20 protein-coding genes and 1 rRNA gene are annotated in these 16846 nt (G+C 35.8%); 16 read left to right on the top strand and 5 right to left on the bottom strand.

Annotated elements, in window-relative coordinates; all coding sequences use genetic code 11:
• Nucleotides 1-42 precede the first annotated feature (42 nt).
• Nucleotides 43-363 (bottom strand): YtxH domain-containing protein, encoded by a 321-nt coding sequence (locus H624_RS0108565; RefSeq protein ID WP_026867216.1) that lies wholly within the window; start codon nt 361-363, stop codon nt 43-45.
• 181 nt (nt 364-544) lie between these two features.
• On the opposite strand from H624_RS0108565, the gene H624_RS0108560 reads away from it, so the two are divergent.
• From H624_RS0108560 to H624_RS0108525, 8 genes are all read left to right on the top strand, one after another.
• Entirely contained in the window at nt 545-742 is a 198-nt protein-coding gene (locus H624_RS0108560) for a DUF1128 family protein (protein WP_026867215.1), read from the top strand.
• Nucleotides 743-750: 8 nt separating this feature from the next.
• Nucleotides 751-1983, top strand: a complete 1233-nt coding sequence (locus H624_RS0108555; RefSeq protein ID WP_026867214.1) for an aminopeptidase — start codon at nt 751-753, stop codon at nt 1981-1983.
• A gap of 84 nt (nt 1984-2067) precedes the next feature.
• Entirely contained in the window at nt 2068-2223 is a 156-nt protein-coding gene (locus H624_RS12715; RefSeq protein WP_166627055.1) for a hypothetical protein, read from the top strand.
• A gap of 64 nt (nt 2224-2287) precedes the next feature.
• Nucleotides 2288-2797 carry an acyl-CoA thioesterase gene (locus tag H624_RS0108545; protein ID WP_035856873.1) on the top strand — a complete coding sequence of 170 codons (510 nt, stop codon included), beginning with the start codon at nt 2288-2290 and terminating at the stop codon, nt 2795-2797.
• A gap of 5 nt (nt 2798-2802) precedes the next feature.
• Nucleotides 2803-3573, top strand: a complete 771-nt coding sequence (locus H624_RS0108540) for a RecX family transcriptional regulator (RefSeq protein ID WP_026867212.1) — start codon at nt 2803-2805, stop codon at nt 3571-3573.
• Nucleotides 3563-3892 carry a YfhH family protein gene (locus H624_RS0108535; RefSeq protein ID WP_026867211.1) on the top strand — a complete coding sequence of 110 codons (330 nt, stop codon included), beginning with the start codon at nt 3563-3565 and terminating at the stop codon, nt 3890-3892. The genes H624_RS0108540 and H624_RS0108535 overlap by 11 nt, the downstream gene beginning before the upstream one ends.
• Nucleotides 3892-5379 carry a hypothetical protein gene (locus H624_RS0108530; RefSeq protein ID WP_026867210.1) on the top strand — a complete coding sequence of 496 codons (1488 nt, stop codon included), beginning with the start codon at nt 3892-3894 and terminating at the stop codon, nt 5377-5379. Before H624_RS0108535 ends, H624_RS0108530 begins: the two co-directional genes overlap by 1 nt.
• A 9-nt stretch (nt 5380-5388) precedes the next feature.
• Nucleotides 5389-6150 carry an ABC transporter permease gene (locus H624_RS0108525; protein WP_026867209.1) on the top strand — a complete coding sequence of 254 codons (762 nt, stop codon included), beginning with the start codon at nt 5389-5391 and terminating at the stop codon, nt 6148-6150.
• Between the two features lie 16 nt (nt 6151-6166).
• Here the strand turns inward: H624_RS0108525 and H624_RS0108520 are convergent, their stop codons facing one another.
• Entirely contained in the window at nt 6167-7165 is a 999-nt protein-coding gene (locus H624_RS0108520) for a metal-dependent hydrolase (protein ID WP_240921851.1), read from the bottom strand.
• A 26-nt stretch (nt 7166-7191) separates the two neighbouring features.
• Between H624_RS0108520 and mutY the strand changes: the two genes are divergently transcribed.
• The 4 genes from mutY to H624_RS0108500 all read left to right on the top strand — a co-directional run bounded on the left by mutY (nt 7192) and on the right by H624_RS0108500 (nt 11234).
• Nucleotides 7192-8211, top strand: coding sequence for an A/G-specific adenine glycosylase (gene mutY / locus H624_RS0108515; protein ID WP_026867207.1), 1020 nt, complete (start codon nt 7192-7194; stop codon nt 8209-8211).
• 78 nt (nt 8212-8289) lie between these two features.
• Nucleotides 8290-8826, top strand: a complete 537-nt coding sequence (gene ntdP / locus H624_RS0108510) for a nucleoside tri-diphosphate phosphatase (protein WP_026867206.1) — start codon at nt 8290-8292, stop codon at nt 8824-8826.
• 51 nt (nt 8827-8877) lie between these two features.
• Entirely contained in the window at nt 8878-10614 is a 1737-nt protein-coding gene (locus tag H624_RS0108505) for an ABC transporter ATP-binding protein (protein WP_026867205.1), read from the top strand.
• An 8-nt stretch (nt 10615-10622) separates the two neighbouring features.
• Nucleotides 10623-11234, top strand: a complete 612-nt coding sequence (locus tag H624_RS0108500) for a DNA-3-methyladenine glycosylase (protein ID WP_035856829.1) — start codon at nt 10623-10625, stop codon at nt 11232-11234.
• 37 nt (nt 11235-11271) lie between these two features.
• Here the strand turns inward: H624_RS0108500 and H624_RS0108495 are convergent, their stop codons facing one another.
• Both H624_RS0108495 and H624_RS0108490 read right to left on the bottom strand, forming a co-directional pair.
• On the bottom strand, nt 11272-12381 hold the full coding sequence (locus H624_RS0108495) for an FUSC family protein (RefSeq protein WP_026867203.1): 1110 nt from the start codon (nt 12379-12381) through the stop codon (nt 11272-11274).
• A gap of 17 nt (nt 12382-12398) precedes the next feature.
• Entirely contained in the window at nt 12399-13691 is a 1293-nt protein-coding gene (locus tag H624_RS0108490) for a glutamate-1-semialdehyde 2,1-aminomutase (RefSeq protein ID WP_026867202.1), read from the bottom strand.
• A 148-nt stretch (nt 13692-13839) separates the two neighbouring features.
• Between H624_RS0108490 and bcp the strand changes: the two genes are divergently transcribed.
• The 3 genes from bcp to perR all read left to right on the top strand — a co-directional run bounded on the left by bcp (nt 13840) and on the right by perR (nt 15744).
• On the top strand, nt 13840-14286 hold the full coding sequence (bcp, locus tag H624_RS0108485) for a thioredoxin-dependent thiol peroxidase (RefSeq protein ID WP_026867201.1): 447 nt from the start codon (nt 13840-13842) through the stop codon (nt 14284-14286).
• Nucleotides 14287-14289: 3 nt separating this feature from the next.
• Nucleotides 14290-15222: a D-2-hydroxyacid dehydrogenase gene (locus H624_RS0108480; RefSeq protein WP_026867200.1), complete on the top strand. Its 933-nt coding sequence runs from the start codon at nt 14290-14292 to the stop codon at nt 15220-15222.
• A gap of 84 nt (nt 15223-15306) precedes the next feature.
• Entirely contained in the window at nt 15307-15744 is a 438-nt protein-coding gene (perR, locus tag H624_RS0108475; protein ID WP_026867199.1) for a peroxide-responsive transcriptional repressor PerR, read from the top strand.
• A gap of 56 nt (nt 15745-15800) precedes the next feature.
• On the opposite strand, the gene H624_RS0108470 is transcribed toward perR, so the two are convergent.
• Complete coding sequence (locus H624_RS0108470; protein ID WP_026867198.1) at nt 15801-16190, bottom strand: DUF2614 family zinc ribbon-containing protein; 390 nt, start codon at nt 16188-16190, stop codon at nt 15801-15803.
• 471 nt (nt 16191-16661) lie between these two features.
• On the opposite strand from H624_RS0108470, the gene H624_RS0108465 reads away from it, so the two are divergent.
• A 16S ribosomal RNA gene (locus H624_RS0108465) occupies nt 16662-16846 on the top strand; the annotation flags it as partial.

The raw sequence follows: 16846 nt of genomic DNA, 5'->3' as shown, positions 1-16846 counted from the left end.
TCGCTAAAATAAAAGGACTATGTAACATAGTCCCAAGTAATATTAATTTAGTTTTTTCTCACGGTTTGATTGGAACGTATCTTTAGCATCTATAATTGCTTTTTCTAATTCAGGATTGTTACGGCGAATTTCTTCAATTGTATCTTTCCAGAATAGAACTTCATCTTTAATCATATCAATTTTAGATGGTTCGCCTGTTGAAGGACTATTAAAACGAGATTTAAGATCATCTGGGTTTTGTGCATAGTGCTTAATAGATTTTGTGTTTGATGCAAGTGATTCGCGAGTGCCTTTATCTAAAAGTGCAATTACTCCGCCGACAGCGGCTCCAATTACTATTGCTGGTACTAATTTGTTTTTCATAATTGATTCTCCTTATAGTTTCTTTGTAGTCTTTATATCCTATCTAAGCTAAGTATAAACGTTTTAAGCTAAGAAATTAAGAGAAACTCATATAAAAGAAAACTTTATTACCTTGTTAAGATAATATATATTTAATTTAATGTTTGATAATATAGTAGGTGAGTATGGAAAGGGGATTAATATGAACAAAGAAGAAATATTAAGCGATATAGTAGAACACTTAAATGTGGTGAATAAAGGCATATTCAAAGCTGAAGATTACAGTGATGATAAGTTGACTGAGCTTAACGATATTAAAAAAATGTTACAGTCGCGTAAGCAAATTTCAGCGGCTGAACAATCTGCTGTAATTGAAGAATTATCTAAAATGAGAAAGTAGGGGAAATCATGACTAATTTAGAAGATAAGTTATACAAGTATGCAGAGCTTCTAGTAGATGTTGGTATTAATGTAACTGAAGGTAAAAAACTATTTATTAGAGCAACTTCGGACGCTTTACCACTTGTGCGTTTAGTGACTAAAATTGCTTATGAACGTGGATCAAAAGATGTCAGAGTCTCATTAGGTGATGATACACTCTCAAGACTGAGTGCGACTTATAAAGACAAAGAAAGTTTAGCGACCGTACATGAGTTTGATGTCGCTGAACGTATGTACTATAGCGATGAGAAAGCCGGATTTTTAAGTATTATTTCAAGCTCACCAGAGCTATTAAAAGATGTCGAGCCAGAAAAATTAATGGCAATGCAAGTTGCACAAGGTAAGGCATTCAAAGAATTCTCTGCACGTACACAAAGTGATTACCATTCTTGGTGTGTTGCAGGCTATCCCTCAGTTGAGTGGGCGAGATTAGTTTACCCTGATTTAAGTGACAATGAAGCAGTAAATCGATTGTTAGAATTGATTCTATATACCGTTCGTGCAGACGTCGATAATCCAGTTCAAGCTTGGACCGAGCACGATAAGACGCTTCATGAAAAGGTTGATTATTTAAATGATAAACAATTTACTGCCTTACGCTATGAAGCACCTGGTACAAATTTAACTATTGGCTTACCACAAAATCACCTCTGGGCTGGTGCATCAAGTACTGATTCAAATGGAGATTCTTTTATGGCGAACATGCCCACTGAAGAAGTCTTTACCGCACCAGATAAGAACAGAGTAGATGGTTATGTATCAAACACTCTACCGCTGAGTCATGGTGGAAATATCATTGATGATTTCAAATTAACATTTAAAGATGGCGAAGTTATCGAATATGAGGCAAAAAAAGGTTACGAAATCCTTAAGAATATTATGGACACTGACGAAGGTGCGAGAAGATTAGGTGAAGTTGCACTTGTACCTGATGATTCTCCTATTTCAAATAAAGGTATTCTTTTCTTTAATACCTTATTCGATGAAAATGCATCATGTCACATTGCTTTAGGTAGTGCTTATGCTTTCTCTGTTCAAGGCGGTAAGGAGATGTCTCGTGATGAGCTGGATGCGGTCGGACTCAATGACTCTATAACCCATGTTGACTTCATGATTGGTTCTAAAGACTTAAATATCTATGGTGTAGATAATGAAGGAAATGAGACACCGGTATTTAGTCAAGGAAACTGGGCCTTTTAATAAATTTTAAGCACCATTGTGTTTTAATATATGATACAATTTAAGTAATTAAATTATGTAACATTTTATTAGAGGAGGGGTACTATGAGCAGTTGGCTCATGCTCTTAATAGTATTATCATTCATGTTTGCTATTCTCGGCTTTGCAGCAGTGCTATATTATTTCCTAGCACAGGCATTCCACAGTAAAGATGCAATTGTTGTGGATACGCCAGAAGAAGCGCTGGAACGTAAAATATAAGCTTTTAAAGTTAGAGGAGATGCGAATCTCCTCTATTTTTGTCGTTTAATGAAAGGGGAAAATCATGAAAAAACTAATGTCAGAATCCTATGCAGTAAAAACTGCTAATGTCCTACCACCAGATTCAAATTCACATGGTACATTGTTCGGTGGTAGGTTGTTACAATATGTAGATGATATTGCAGCAATCAGTGCAAGACGACATTGTAGGGAGAGTGTCGTCACAGCTTCTATAGATTCAATGGATTTTTTAAAGCCAATCAATGTCGGCGAAATTGTTATTTTAGAAGCTATGGTAACTTCCACAGGACGTAGTTCTATGGAAGTCATGGTCAAGATTTCAAAAGAAGATTTAACACGTGAATCTGGTAAGGAACTTGCAGCATTTTCTTTCTTAACTTTCGTCGCACTTGATGATGACAATAATAAGGTGGAAGTTCCTAAAATTGAAGCGGATAATGACCGTTTGCAGTGGCTGAAAGACACCGGTAGAGAGCGGTCGGAACGTCGACTTCAAAGAAAAGAACAAAGTAAGTCATTAAGCAGTTTTTTCGCTTCTGATTTATTGGAGTGATTTAAGTGGAAATTAGACGTATAGTCAAACAGAAAAAAGAAATGTACCAGGTGTATTTTGATGACGGACGCACTTTAAAAGTACATGAAGAATCACTTGTAAGGTACATGCTCATACCAGGTAAAGTGATAGAAGAAGATGAATTTGAAGCACTGACAACAAGTATTCAATTCGATCAGGCCTATACAAAGGGACTAAAATTTATCAGTTACAAGCTAAGGTCAATCCAAGAGATGTATTATTATTTAATTGAGGATTTTGATAACGATATTGTTAAAGAGACAATCAATCGATTGACTAATGAAGGATACTTAAACGATGATCAATATGCAGTGGCATTTAGAAATACCTTGTTAAATACAACAGATAAAGGTCCAGGACACCTTGTTCGTGAATTGAAAAAACAAGGTATCGAAGAAGATATTATCATGAGAGAGAAAGCTTATTTTGATGATTTAATCGATGCTGAACGAATGAATAAATTGAAGCATAAATTCCTCAAATCTCACCGTGGCTCATACATGCAGTTTAAACAAAAGCTGCAGGAGAAATTAATCCAAAGGGGATATCAAAAGCATCATATGGAAATGATTATATTTGATGATGATTTTGATGAGGAACATTATTTTGAGAAAGACTTTGAAAAATATTATAATAAGTATCAAAGAAAAGAAAGTGGCTATAAGCTAAAACAGAAAATGATTGCAGCAATGATGAGTAAAGGTTACCCTTATGATAAAATCAGTGAAAAGTTAGGCGGAATAGATGATGAATGAATCTCTCGGTCAAATGACAAGAAAGGAACTAAACCATTATATACAAACTAAGCGCGAAAAGATGAGACGTGCTGAAATGATGGGTGTTGAAAATGAGTACCGTGTACTAGAGCGTCAGGTAATCATTGCAGAGTGCTATTTAATCGATTTATCTCTTATTGAAAAAGGGAAAATATATAAGGTGATTAGCCAAGAAGATCACTATTTTAAAGTCGAGTATGTCAAGGGCATTTTTGCTTGGGGCTTTTTTGTCAATGGTGATGAAAAGGAAACTGGTATCCCAGTTAGCATGCTACAATTGCCTAAAAAGGTTGGCTAATGAAAAATAAAGTACTATTAAAAGGGATCGATTTAACCTATAGCAAAGAAGCTTCAGACTTTAAAACTCGCATGCTTGGCAATGCAGGAGATATTTATTTAAAGGACGTAAATATTCATCTCTATGAGGGAGAGGTCCTTGGACTTCTGAGTAGTCCAGATACTCTGTTCTATATTAAAGAAACGCTAAGTGGCACACTGGACCTTAAAGAAGGTAAAATAACTCGTAATGGTAGTATCCTAAGTTTAGATGTAGATGATCATCTAACGAATCCGTTTAAATTATCGTTTTTCATTGAAGAACTGCTTGAAGAATATATGAGCGGTAAGGCTTTTACTAAGACACTTGACCGCTTACAAGTTAAAGCAATTATCCGAAATAATTTAGATAAGAAAGTCAATGAATTGACGCGTAAACAGTTATCTCACGTCCTACTAGAGTTGTCAGCACTTATTGAGGCTGATGTGATTATTTACAACAACTTTCATAAAGATCTTGAAGATTTGGACAAGTTCAGAAGTGTCGTTAATATGCACGAGAACAGTAAACGCGGCATTCTGCTTTTAGAAACTGCCATAGAACCAATTGAAAAAATGGCGAATTATTTCACTTGGATAAGCTATGGACAAATACGGTATGAGGGCAGTGTAGAGGGTGGAAAGGAAGCCTATAACAAATACTTAAAAGAAAAAAGTAAGGTAAAAAATATAGAGCAAGAAGCCCTCTTTGACTTAGACTGGAAAAGACGAGTATATGAAGATGAAAAATATAATGAAAACTTTAAACGTTTAGGTAAACAACAGGCATCTGTTCTAGATAATGTCAATATTCAAAAGATTATTGTCAGCCTAGTCATTACCTTCGTTATGATTGTTGCTGCATTGGTGATTTTCATGAATATTACTTTCGTATCAGAAACACCAACATTTACAGAAGAGAATGAGAATTTTACAGAAGGCGAAACGACAGATCGACTCGCATATGCTTTTGTTGATAATGAAGGACTAAATTTAAATGGTGAAACTTTACCACCATTTACACTCATAGAAGTCACAGATTCGACTGAAGAGACCTATACAATAAATCATAATGGTATAGAAGAGACTGTGAATCGTGATGAGGTTGTTTATTTTAATCCAGCGAGTCTCTATACTGAAGCTGATTTCATGGAGTTACTTCAGTACACTGCACCGGTTATCCAAGATAACTATCTATTCTATTCTAATTACTTAAATGGAGATAGGGAATTCTTAGAACAAAATATTACTTTTGACAGTCTGGATGAGAATTCAGGTAAGGTTGCAGGAATACCTATTATTTATCACTTCCAAGGGCAAACAGTATTTTCTATGGAATTTGATGGGGTTGAAAATAATCCAATTGTAGAAGATATGAATTTATCTTCGGAAGTTACAATTTTTAGAGTTGATGGTGGCTTTATGATTTACGATAGTACGACTAATAAATGGAACTATATAATAAGGTAGGTGCCTGAGATGGATTACAGATTCAAATATTTGCTAAGAAGAGTATTCCGACAGGCGGATAGGTTTACCTTGTTAAATCTTACACCATTAATTATTTACTTAGTCGGACTTGTCGGTATGATTGTTGGGTTTATGTTCCTAGAATCCCAAACTATGATTCGGCTCTTGTATGGGATGACTGGTTTCATGTCTACAGTATGGGTTTTTAGTATGGTAATTTTAAATAAAAATGATGCTTACGTTAAAGGTTCAATTCTAAAAGTGAACTACATTCCATTATATTTAAGAATATTACCTGTCATGGTTTATCAAACTATAATCTTTATTATATTTTTAACGATGTATAGTGCGATAACTGCACTCTTTATTGATGATTGGCTATTAAATATCTTCTCGTTAATATATTACATCTTACTAGGTGTAATTTTGACGATACCATTCACTATGTTGTTTTTAGGCGTATCAATGCACATTAATACGACCAAGATTAATCCAATCTTGTTCCTAATTGTGTTGCTCGTTGTACCTGTGTTTTACTTACCAGAACAACTTCCAGGGATTCTTGAAAATATATTGAGTTTAAATCCCTTTTACTATGTAATTAATGGATTGCAAAATAATACGGTACATCAAGCATGGTCAATTAATCGTTTGCCATACGATGTACTGTACTTTACCCAAGTCGCGATATTATACTTGTGGGTGTTTGAGGCTTATGGAAAAATGAAAATACAATTATATAATGATAAAACCAGCATGCCTGAAAAATAGGCATGCTGGCTTTATGTTACGATAATTTTTGTTGGAGTTTATTTTCAGTGAAAACCCAACCTGTATAAGAGGATTGAACATCAAAATCATCTTTGTCTAATAGCATGATACAAACGAATGGATAATGACCATCTTTTAAATATCTAAGGTCTATATAACGCACCTCAATTGTATTATGGTCAATATCTTTAACCTCATGTCTATAAATAGAGGAGAAGAAAGTAAAGGATTTAAAGTTTTCATCATCTTTTACAGCTTCAAATAATTCACCTTCAAGTGGTTTCACTTTTTCAAAGCGATCGTAAAATACAATTTGACCTTTAAAAGTCCGACCAACATAGTAGTAATCTGCTGAAATTACTACCACTCTCCACTCATTAAATCGTATGGTTGGCATACAGAATACTCTACTGATGTCTCTATCAGGAATTTGTTTTATAATTTTTTGGATTAAATATTTTTGATAGGTAAAACGGGTGATGTAGTACAATACTAATACACCATATAAAATAATAAACAGCATGACTGGATTAAAACCGACGAACCACAGGATAAAATACAAGGCATGCATTATGATAATAGGTATATCTATAGTGTTGATGTATCCGAGCTGAATCCAAGTGTGGTTAAAAGGCCTGAGCGCCTGTGTACCATAGGCATTGAAAATGTCTGAAAAAACATGAAGGAAGACGCCAAAAAGTGACCAAAAGTACATATTTATAAAAGGCAGGCCGAATAAGGTACTGCTTAAAATTGCCAGCAATAATGGCCAAATTAATACAGTAAAAGGTAGAGAATGGGTAATACCACGATGGTGTTTAATATAAATGGCATTATTTTTAAGTTTCATTAAAGTATCGATGTCTGGAATTAACGAAGCACCGACGACAGTCGTAATAAACCCTGCTGAAACGGGGTCGATATTTGGGTCTATTTGTGCAAGACCAACTATCGTACCACCCATCAGGGTATGTGTTAAAGTATCCATCATTCCACTTCCATTCAATTTCTGCATTTTAATAATTTATTAAGGATGTTTACATGTTAAAAAGATCAGTTTTTAATGATACATTACTCGCTTGGTATCATGCAAATAAAAGGGAGCTACCTTGGCGACAGACGAGCGATCCCTATAAAATTTGGCTGAGTGAGGTTATGTTACAACAAACTCAAGTCATTACTGTTATACCCTATTTTAATAAATTTATAACAAAATATGAAACTCTAGATGCCCTTGCCAATGCTGACGAACAAGACTTATTAAAAGATTGGGAAGGCCTAGGTTACTATAATAGAATTCGAAATTTTCACCATGCAATTAAAGAAGTACAAAGTCTATATGATTCTAAAGTACCGAATCGACCCGAAGATTTTTTTAGCTTAAAAGGTGTAGGTCCATATATCGGTGGTGCAGTACAAAGTATAGCTTTTAATAATCAACTTGCCGCAGTAGATGGCAATGTGCTCAGAGTGATGACAAGATTAAATCGTGACAACCGGGACACAACAAAAGTTAGCGTGCAAAAAGATATTAAAAGAGATATAGAAAGTGATATGCCATTAGAAGCGGGTGACTTTAATCAAGCTTTGATGGAACTTGGAGCGACTATTTGCACACCGCGCACACCTAAGTGCGTTGTATGTCCAGTACAGGCCCATTGTGAAGCTTATAAAAAAGGTGAGGTAATGGCTTATCCTGTGAAGAAAAAAGCGAAAACTAAAAAAGAATATTATTACAATGTGTACTACATTCTGAACAATAAGAATGAAATTTTACTCTTTAAACAAGAAGATGATTTATTAAAAGGCATGTATGAGTTACCACGCTTTGACGTAGATACTTCCATAGAATCTTTAGAAGAACAATACCAAATCCAGCTCAGTCAGCCAAAAGGCCCCATCGGTGAACACAAACATGTCTTCACACATAAAGTCTGGTACATGGATGGCTATATCATTAGAACGACAGATCGTCATTCAGATTTTGTTCCATTAGATGAGGTGAAAAACTTACCGATGAGTGTGGCAATGCAAAAGATGATGAAGTTTATAGATGAATAAATCCTAGTCTATAAATTTTTAATAAGTATTTTGCTATGCTATACTATTTACGTAAATAATAAAGGTGGTGGGGTTATTATGGTGAAGGAATCCATTCCTTTAGAAGGAACAAAAATGAGGATTCAAAGCTATAAGCATGATGGGAGCATCCACCGCGTTTGGAGCGAAACGACGATTTTAAAAGGTACAGATCACGTCGTTATCGGAGGTAATAACAGGACGCTCGTCACAGAAAGTGATGGACGAAAGTGGGTGACAAGAGAACCTGCAATTGTTTACTTTCATAAAGATTATTGGTTCAATGTCATCTGTATGTTTAGAGAAGACGGTGTGTATTATTACTGTAATCTCTCTTCTCCATATGTTGCTGATGATGAAGCAATTAAGTACATCGATTATGATTTAGATATCAAGGTCTACCCAGATGGTAAATATCATCTTTTAGACGAAGATGAATATAAAGTTCACCGAAGTAGAATGAACTATTCTGATGATATTGACCGCATTTTAAAATTCAACGTCGACGAACTGCAACAGTGGATTGAAAGAAAAAAAGGGCCTTTTGCTCCAGATTTTATAAAGGTTTGGCACCATCGTTTTAATAATGAACATTAACCAATCGGTGAAAGCACTGATTGGTTTTACTATCTTAAGGGAGGCACTTTAATGATTAGAAGGTATATGAAGTTCGTTCAGCCTTACTATGGCATCATTGCTTTGACGATTGTTATAGGGATTCTTAAATTCGGAATTCCTTTACTTATTCCGTTATTTGTAGCGTATGCAATTGATGACATTATACTCGCTGAAGGACTTGCTTATGATGAGCGTATGACGATGCTCATCCAAGTTCTCTTAGTATTCGCTGTGATTTTTATAGTGTTAAGACCACCTGTAGAATTTCTCAGACAGTACTTGGCACAGCGCACGAGTAATAAGATTTTATATGATATCAGAAAAAAATTATATGGGCACCTCCAGATGTTAAGTGCAAAATTCTATGCCAACAATAAAGTGGGAGAAGTCATTTCAAGAGTCATCAATGATGTTGAGCAGACTAAGGACTTTATAATGACAGGCTTAATGAACGTCTGGCTAGATTTAGTGACAATTATTATTGCCTTAATTATTATGTTTAACTTAAATATTGAATTAACCTTTGCTTCAATTGCCATCTTCCCATTCTATATTTTTGGTGTTTGGTTCTTCTTTGGACGATTAAGAGCAAAAACAAGAAATCGTTCGCAAGCACTAGCAGAAGTACAAGGATTTCTACATGAAAGAGTGCAAGGGATTAATGTTGTAAAAAGTTTTGCAATCGAAGATCATGAAGAAAAGCGATTCGATAAGACCAACAATAATTTCTTAACAAAAGCACTAGACCACTCAAGATGGACAGCTTACAGTTTCATGGTGGTTAACACTATTACAGATATTGGTCCATTATTAGTTGTCGGATACGGTACATTCCTAGTATTGAATGATCAACTTTCAGTCGGTATCCTTGCTGCATTTGTTGCCTATTTAGAAAGACTATACGGGCCATTACGTCGACTTGTCTCATCTTCAACAGCACTAACACAGAGTGTGGCATCTATGGATAGGGTATTCCAACTATTTGATGTACCATACGATGTAAAAGATGAAGCGGGAGCGAAGCCGATTGGTGATGTGAAAGGTCATATTAGCTTAAAAGACGTCTCTTTCCAATATGAAGAAAATGATCAAACGATTTTAAATAACATCAATTTAGATATATTGATTGGACAAACGGTTGCCTTTGTGGGTATGAGTGGAGGCGGTAAGTCCACCTTAGTATCATTAATTCCAAGATTCTATGACGTGACTGAAGGAAGCATCGAAGTCGATGGACAGGATGTAAGAGATGTAACGGTACGATCTTTAAGAGATAATCTAGGTATTGTCATGCAGGACAATATCTTGTTCTCGGATTCTATAAAAGAAAATATCCTACTGGCTAAACCTGGTGCAACGGATGAGGAAGTGATCTTGGCTGCGAAAAGAGCGAATGCTCATGAATTTATCATGAATCTAGAAGAAGGTTATGATACTACAGTTGGTGAACGCGGAGTTAAACTTTCTGGCGGTCAGAAACAGAGAATTGCAATCGCCCGGGTATTCCTGAAAAATCCTCCAATCCTGATTTTAGATGAAGCAACAAGTGCACTAGATCTCGAAAGTGAGAGTATTATCCAAGAAACAATTGAAGAACTATCAAGTAATAGAACGACACTTATCGTAGCGCATAGGTTATCAACAGTGACTCATGCTGATAAGATTGTTGTTGTTGAAAATGGTGAAATAGTTGAGTCTGGTAGTCACGACGCACTGATGAAACATAGTGGAGTCTATAGAAATCTTTATGATATCCAGGGCTTATAGGTGTTTATATGAATACTTTGAATTTAGACTTTTTACAAGATGATACTTTAGCCGCCGCCAAGTATTTACTTGGAAAAGAGATAGTAACTTATATAGATGGAAAAATCACAGCTGGATATATTACTGAAGTTGAAGCTTACCTTGGTTTAGAAGACCGAGCATCACACACTTTTTCAGGTAAGGTTACGAAGAAAAATGATATGATGTTCAAACCTTATGGACATATTTATGTATACACCATGCATGGGCATAGTTGTATGAACTTTGTAACGACAAATAATCGACCGGAAGGTGTATTGATTCGAGGTATAGAGCCATCTCGAGGTATCGATACGATGCAGGACAGGCGTGGACGTAGTGATGGTTTAACAGATGGTCCTGGTAAACTGACTCAAGCATTAGGTATTACTAGACAAGCGCATAATGGCATTGATATAAACAGTGATATTTTAAAAATCTATGAAGGTAAAAAACCGGATGAGATTTTAGATACACCGAGGATTGGTATTGATAACAAAAAAGAAGCAGTCGATTATTTATACCGTTTCATCGTTAGTGGTAATCCGCATGTGAGCCGCTTTAGAGGTAAGGCCAAAGCAAATAATGGTTGGAAATATTAAAGACGATAAAATCCATTTGGATTTTATCGTCTCTTTTTTATATATCTAAAGTTTCATCTTGAATGTCTATTTTATTTTCTTCATTGTGATATGAGAAAAAGCTGTTTGTTAAGCGGTCTACACGTTCTACAGCTCTTGAGTATTCGTGTAGGGCAGTAATAACTTCTAAAATGTTCTCATATTGAAGCTTATCATTTTCATCAGTTAGGCGAGAATAATTAGTCAGGAAATGTGTCATAAGGCTTTCATCATATTGATGTGTCGTTTCAATGTAGATTTCAGACGTTTCTGGTTTAATTTTCTCTGTAAACTTCATGAATACTTGTTCATGGTAGGCCATTAATTCATCCATTTCGAGTCGCATATGATTTTTTAAATCTTCATCTAAGTGATAGTAGTCGTTTTCATGTCTGTTTAAACGATCCAAAAAGTTATATGTTTGTCTGGTAGATTCTATCAAGTGTTTAAATAGCACTTTTCTACGGTGATGTGTAAATTTTTGCTTCTTAAAGATGTTCCGCTCTTCCTTATACCAGGAATACATCGTTTCAAGTTTTGTCACTCTAGTTTGAAGTTGTGCCAAGTCTTTTTTGACGATTTGAGATTCACTTACCGCATTGAATTCTAAACGTATCCATTTAAAAATATCATTCGTTACATTAAAACAGTTGTGATACATCTTAGTTTCATAACGCGGTGGTATAAAGACAAGGTTAACAAGTAAAGACACCAAAACACCAATCATTACGAGAGAGAATCTGGTTCCTGCAACAACTAGAAAATCACCTGTGTCCATCTCGACACCGAACGGTACATCCATAATAGCGACTACTGTGATGACTGCAAGTGTTGATACACTTTGGAGTTTAAAGAATAACAGCATTGCCAAGACGAGAATGACCGTCAATCCGATAATTAAAATGTTACTACCGAATAGTAGTACCATGATGATAGAAGAAATGGCACCGATGGAGTTTCCTCTAAATTGATTCCAAGTTGTCTCTAATGATCGATAAACGTTGGGTTGTAAGGCGTTAACAGAGGCGATACCGGCGATCAAAGCCGGTGTTAAGCCAATGTAATTTGCTAAAAAGAATGTTAAAACGACAGCTATACCGGTTTTTAATACTCTAGCACCAAATCGCATGGCACCAACTCCTACTCCTAAAGGTCATTTTTAAACACTGCTTCGACAATCTCTAAAGTGTCTTCAATATCTTGATCTGTATGTTCTGTCGTTAAGAACCAAGCCTCGTATTTAGATGGTGCAATATTGACACCACGGTTGATTAGACCTCTAAAGAATTTAGCGAATAATTCACCGTTACTTGCTTCAGCTTGTTTATAATTTTTAACTGTTTCATCTGTAAAGTATATTGTTAAGGCACCAACAAGACGATTAATGTTTGCTTTTACTTGGTACTTATCGATTAGTTTAAGAAGGCCATCTTCTAACTTCGCTCCTAAGCGGTCTAGCTCTTCATAAACACCTTCTTGCTCGAGTACTTCTAAACAAGCGATACCTGCTGCCATAGAAAGTGGATTTCCTGCCATAGTACCAGCTTGGTAGGCCGCACCAAGTGGTGCAACTTTTTCCATGATATCAAGGCGACCACCGTAGGCACCGATTGGTGTACCGCCACCGATAATTTTTCCTAAGGCAGTTAAATCAGGTGTCACCCCGACAAGATTTGTTGCTGAGCCATAAGAGAAGCGAAAAGCGGTAATAACTTCATCGTATATTACTAAGGAGCCGTTGTCATGTGCAATATCATTGACTGCTTGTAAAAAGCCTTCTTCTGCTTCAACAATACCGAAGTTTCCTACGATAGGTTCAACTAAGACTCCGGCAATTTCATCACCGAAATGATCGATAGCAGTTTTAAAGTCTTCTATGTTATTGAAGGGTACAGTAATGACATCTTCAGCAACACCTTTTGGTACACCTGCAGAATCTGGAGTGCCAAGTTGTGAAGGACCACTACCCGCAGCAACGAGTACTAAATCTGAATGGCCATGATAGCAACCTTCAAATTTTATAATTTTATTCCGTCCAGTGTAGGCACGCGCCACTCTTATTGTCGTCATAACTGCTTCAGTACCTGAGTTCACGAAGCGTACTCTTTCTAATGAAGGAATAGCTGCTCGTAGTTTTTTAGCAAAGTCAACTTCAAGTGTTGTTGCTGTACCATAGAGAATACCTTTACTAGATTGTTCAGTGATTGCCTCGTGAATTCGAGGGTGACCATGACCAGTAATTATTGGACCATAGGCCGCGAGATAATCAATATACTTATTTCCATCAATATCATAGAAATGTGCACCTTCAGCACTTTCCATCACAATCGGTGCACCGCCACCAACAGCTTTATAAGATCTAGAAGGGGAGTTCACACCACCGAGAATTACTGCTTCGGCTTCTTTTTGCATTGCCTGTGAGTTCGTATGCTTATACATATTTTCATCCTTACTTTACATCAGATTTATTCATTCAATATAATAACATAATTCAGCTATTTGTTTAAGGTACAAGAATGGTTTAAAGTAAACATATAAGAGGGTATTGTAGATATACCAAATTACATTATATAAAGGATGAATATAAATGGAGAAATTTCCTGAATTTGAATTAGAAAATCAAGATGGGGAAGTCGTATCAAATAACACGTTAACAGGTACCACTGTGCTATATTTTTATCCGAAAGACAACACGCCAGGTTGTACGACACAAGCATGTGATATGCGTGATAGCATGGCAGATTTAAATGAATTAGGTGTCACAGTATATGGAATTAGTGGTGATTCTAAACAAAAACATAAGAACTTTATCGAAAAAAATAACTTAAACTTTGACTTACTTGTGGATGAAGACTTTAAACTTTCTAATGAACTTGGGGTCTATGGTTTGAAGAAAGCCTTTGGTAAAGAATTTAATGGGATTAGTCGTACGACGTTTGTAATTGACAAAGATTCTAACATTTTAAAACGTTTTGATGATGTAAAACCAAAAGAACATGCAGACGAACTGAAAAGTTTTCTTAAAGAGGGATAAGCTATGAATATTATTTCTACTGTGAGACTGAAAGATGAAATGATTAACCGTTTACCTGAATCTGTAACTTATAGCTTCAATAAGATGAAAGAACTTTCCAGTGAAGAGAAAATGGGTGCAGAAATACTCATTACTTATGGGAGCGACATAACAGTTGAGGAATCAGCTAATTTTCCAAATGTAAAATGGCTTCACGTGATGAGTGCTGGTGTCGATGAGATTCCGAAAGCTTTGTTCGAACAGGCAATTGTAACTAATTCTTCAGGTATTCATAAAATACCGATGACAGAATTCGCAATTGGTCTCATCTTACAGTATTATAAACAACTTCCTTCATTAAAAGAGGCAGAAAAAAATAATGAGTGGATTAAGTACTCAAGATCTGAGGAGCTATATGGGAAAGAAGCTCATATTCTAGGGACAGGTAATATAGGAAGTCATCTAGCGAAAACTTTACAAGTCTTTGGAGTACAGACACATGGTTATAATACTAATGGGCGAAGTATTGAAGGTTTCGATAAAACCCATAAAATTGATGATTTAAATGAAGCGGTCGTCTCCGCAGATATTCTAGTGAATGTTTTGCCCTCGACTGAAAAAACAACTGGCTTGTTAAAAGTAGATACGTTTAAGGCTATGAAAGATGATGGTATGTTCATTAATATTGGCCGTGGTACAGTAATGACAGATGAGACTTTATTAGAGATATTAAGAGAACGATATATCGCACATGTATCGTCTGATGTTTTTAATGAAGAGCCATTGTCAGAGGATAGCCCCTTATATGGCTTTGACAATTTAACTATCACTCCGCATTGTTCAGCTAAAACAGACATGTATTTATACAGAGCTTTTGATATCTTTTTAGATAATCTTGCTCGTTTTAATAAGGATGCTGCACTAGTTAATGTTGTGGAATTTGACAAGGGATACTAAGATTGATTTGACAATCTTTTCACATTCAAAGTACAATAATATTATTAGTATATAAATATAGAAGGAAGGATCAGTCATATGAAGATGATCGATAATCATCATGACCATTTCAGTGAGTCTCTCGAAACGCTTAAGCAAACTGGCGTAAGAATCACTCCACAGCGTAAAGCTGTGCTCAATTATTTGGTTGAGAGTGAAGTGCATCCTACTGCTGATGATATATTCCAATCACTGTCTAGCGAATTTCCAAACATGAGTGTCGCGACAGTTTACAATAATTTAAAATTATTTAAACAGACTGGTCTCGTTAAAGAACTGACTTATGGAGATTCATCTAGTCGATTCGATTTTAATTCGGTTCCACATTATCATATCATCTGTAGTGAGTGCGGCAAGATCACAGACTTCCAGTATCCTGCTTTGGAAGAAGTTGAACATTTAGCAGGTTTAGTAACTGATTATGAAGTGAGTCATCACCGTTTAGAAATTTACGGTGTATGCCCAGAGTGCAATACAAAATAATAGGTGAAATAAAAGCGGGACTACTAATAGTAGTCCCGTTTTTATTATTACTGACCTTATTCTTTTTCTTTGTTTCTGATTTCTTCAATCTTTTTCTCACGGCGGTGCTTCACATTATAGTCAGTTGTGAATGCCTCACCTTCAAGTTCCTTATCAAGGGTGAGTGGTTCTTTACAATGCTGACAATAATCAACTCTACCTAATATCTTAGTATGGCGTTCACAGTTTGGGCACTGGACAGTCACAGTTCTCGTACTAATCATACCGACCCAAAAGTAAATAACGAAACTTAGCATAATCGGAATGACACCTAAAACTAAGAAGATCATCATAGCCCAGGGTGTTTCTCTAAAGAATATTCCTATATACATCACAGCCATACCAATAAAGATAAGTGCTAGAGCCCAGCCGCGTATACGCAGGATTTTGTTTCCGGGCTTTCTCATATATGTCACCTCTAAAATTATTCTATACTTTCATCGCTGTATATGATAGTATATATCAAGTATTCATTTTGAACATTTAAGAACTTTTAAGCGAAGTAAAGAACTTTAAAAAATTCTTTTAAAGATTTTTAATAAAAGTGTTGACGGAATACATACAACTTGTTATTATATAAAAGTCGCTTGTTTCAAGAGCGCCTAACACAAAGGATTGCAAAACGCAATTAAGAACGTGTTAAAAAAGATTAAAAAATGTTAAATTAACACTTGCATTTTTGAAATCAACCGTGTATAGTAATAAGAGTAATACGAAATAAAGTTTCAACAGAACATTGAAAACTGAATGACAATATGTCAACGTTTAATTCCGAATAAAAAGTCTTCTATTAAGATAGGAGCACAGATTGAGGCGAACAATATAAACGCAAGTAGATACTGTCAGCAGTATCGAGTGAGCTTAGTAAAAGCTTTCCAATCATGGAGAGTTTGATCCTGGCTCAGGATGAACGCTGGCGGCGTGCCTAATACATGCAAGTCGAGCGCGAGCGTAAGGAGCTTGCTCCTTACAATCGAGCGGCGGACGGGTGAGTAACACGTGGGCAACCTACCCTTTAGACTGGGATAACTACCGGAAACGGTAGCTAATACCGGATAAGTTG

Origin of the sequence: Jeotgalicoccus marinus DSM 19772, from assembly GCF_000425825.1 — a bacterium.
In the GTDB taxonomy this organism is placed as follows: domain Bacteria; phylum Bacillota; class Bacilli; order Staphylococcales; family Salinicoccaceae; genus Jeotgalicoccus; species Jeotgalicoccus marinus.
This window is presented reverse-complemented; position numbering and strand designations above follow the sequence as displayed.

What these genes read in the sequence shown, in the direction of transcription:
- H624_RS0108530 (WP_026867210.1), top strand. Translation starts at nt 3,892, where the DNA reads ATGAAAAATAAAGTACTATTAAAAGGGATCGATTTAACCTATAGCAAA.
- H624_RS0108535 (WP_026867211.1), top strand. Translation starts at nt 3,563, where the DNA reads ATGATGAATGAATCTCTCGGTCAAATGACAAGAAAGGAACTAAACCAT.
- H624_RS0108525 (WP_026867209.1), top strand. Translation starts at nt 5,389, where the DNA reads ATGGATTACAGATTCAAATATTTGCTAAGAAGAGTATTCCGACAGGCG.
- H624_RS0108480 (WP_026867200.1), top strand. Translation starts at nt 14,290, where the DNA reads ATGAATATTATTTCTACTGTGAGACTGAAAGATGAAATGATTAACCGT.
- H624_RS0108500 (WP_035856829.1), top strand. Translation starts at nt 10,623, where the DNA reads ATGAATACTTTGAATTTAGACTTTTTACAAGATGATACTTTAGCCGCC.
- H624_RS0108470 (WP_026867198.1), bottom strand. Translation starts at nt 16,190, where the DNA reads ATGAGAAAGCCCGGAAACAAAATCCTGCGTATACGCGGCTGGGCTCTA.
- H624_RS0108560 (WP_026867215.1), top strand. Translation starts at nt 545, where the DNA reads ATGAACAAAGAAGAAATATTAAGCGATATAGTAGAACACTTAAATGTG.
- H624_RS0108545 (WP_035856873.1), top strand. Translation starts at nt 2,288, where the DNA reads ATGAAAAAACTAATGTCAGAATCCTATGCAGTAAAAACTGCTAATGTC.
- H624_RS0108520 (WP_240921851.1), bottom strand. Translation starts at nt 7,165, where the DNA reads ATGCAGAAATTGAATGGAAGTGGAATGATGGATACTTTAACACATACC.
- perR (WP_026867199.1), top strand. Translation starts at nt 15,307, where the DNA reads ATGATCGATAATCATCATGACCATTTCAGTGAGTCTCTCGAAACGCTT.
- H624_RS0108490 (WP_026867202.1), bottom strand. Translation starts at nt 13,691, where the DNA reads ATGTATAAGCATACGAACTCACAGGCAATGCAAAAAGAAGCCGAAGCA.
- H624_RS0108495 (WP_026867203.1), bottom strand. Translation starts at nt 12,381, where the DNA reads ATGCGATTTGGTGCTAGAGTATTAAAAACCGGTATAGCTGTCGTTTTA.
- bcp (WP_026867201.1), top strand. Translation starts at nt 13,840, where the DNA reads ATGGAGAAATTTCCTGAATTTGAATTAGAAAATCAAGATGGGGAAGTC.
- H624_RS12715 (WP_166627055.1), top strand. Translation starts at nt 2,068, where the DNA reads ATGAGCAGTTGGCTCATGCTCTTAATAGTATTATCATTCATGTTTGCT.
- H624_RS0108505 (WP_026867205.1), top strand. Translation starts at nt 8,878, where the DNA reads ATGATTAGAAGGTATATGAAGTTCGTTCAGCCTTACTATGGCATCATT.
- H624_RS0108565 (WP_026867216.1), bottom strand. Translation starts at nt 363, where the DNA reads ATGAAAAACAAATTAGTACCAGCAATAGTAATTGGAGCCGCTGTCGGC.
- mutY (WP_026867207.1), top strand. Translation starts at nt 7,192, where the DNA reads ATGTTAAAAAGATCAGTTTTTAATGATACATTACTCGCTTGGTATCAT.
- H624_RS0108555 (WP_026867214.1), top strand. Translation starts at nt 751, where the DNA reads ATGACTAATTTAGAAGATAAGTTATACAAGTATGCAGAGCTTCTAGTA.
- ntdP (WP_026867206.1), top strand. Translation starts at nt 8,290, where the DNA reads ATGGTGAAGGAATCCATTCCTTTAGAAGGAACAAAAATGAGGATTCAA.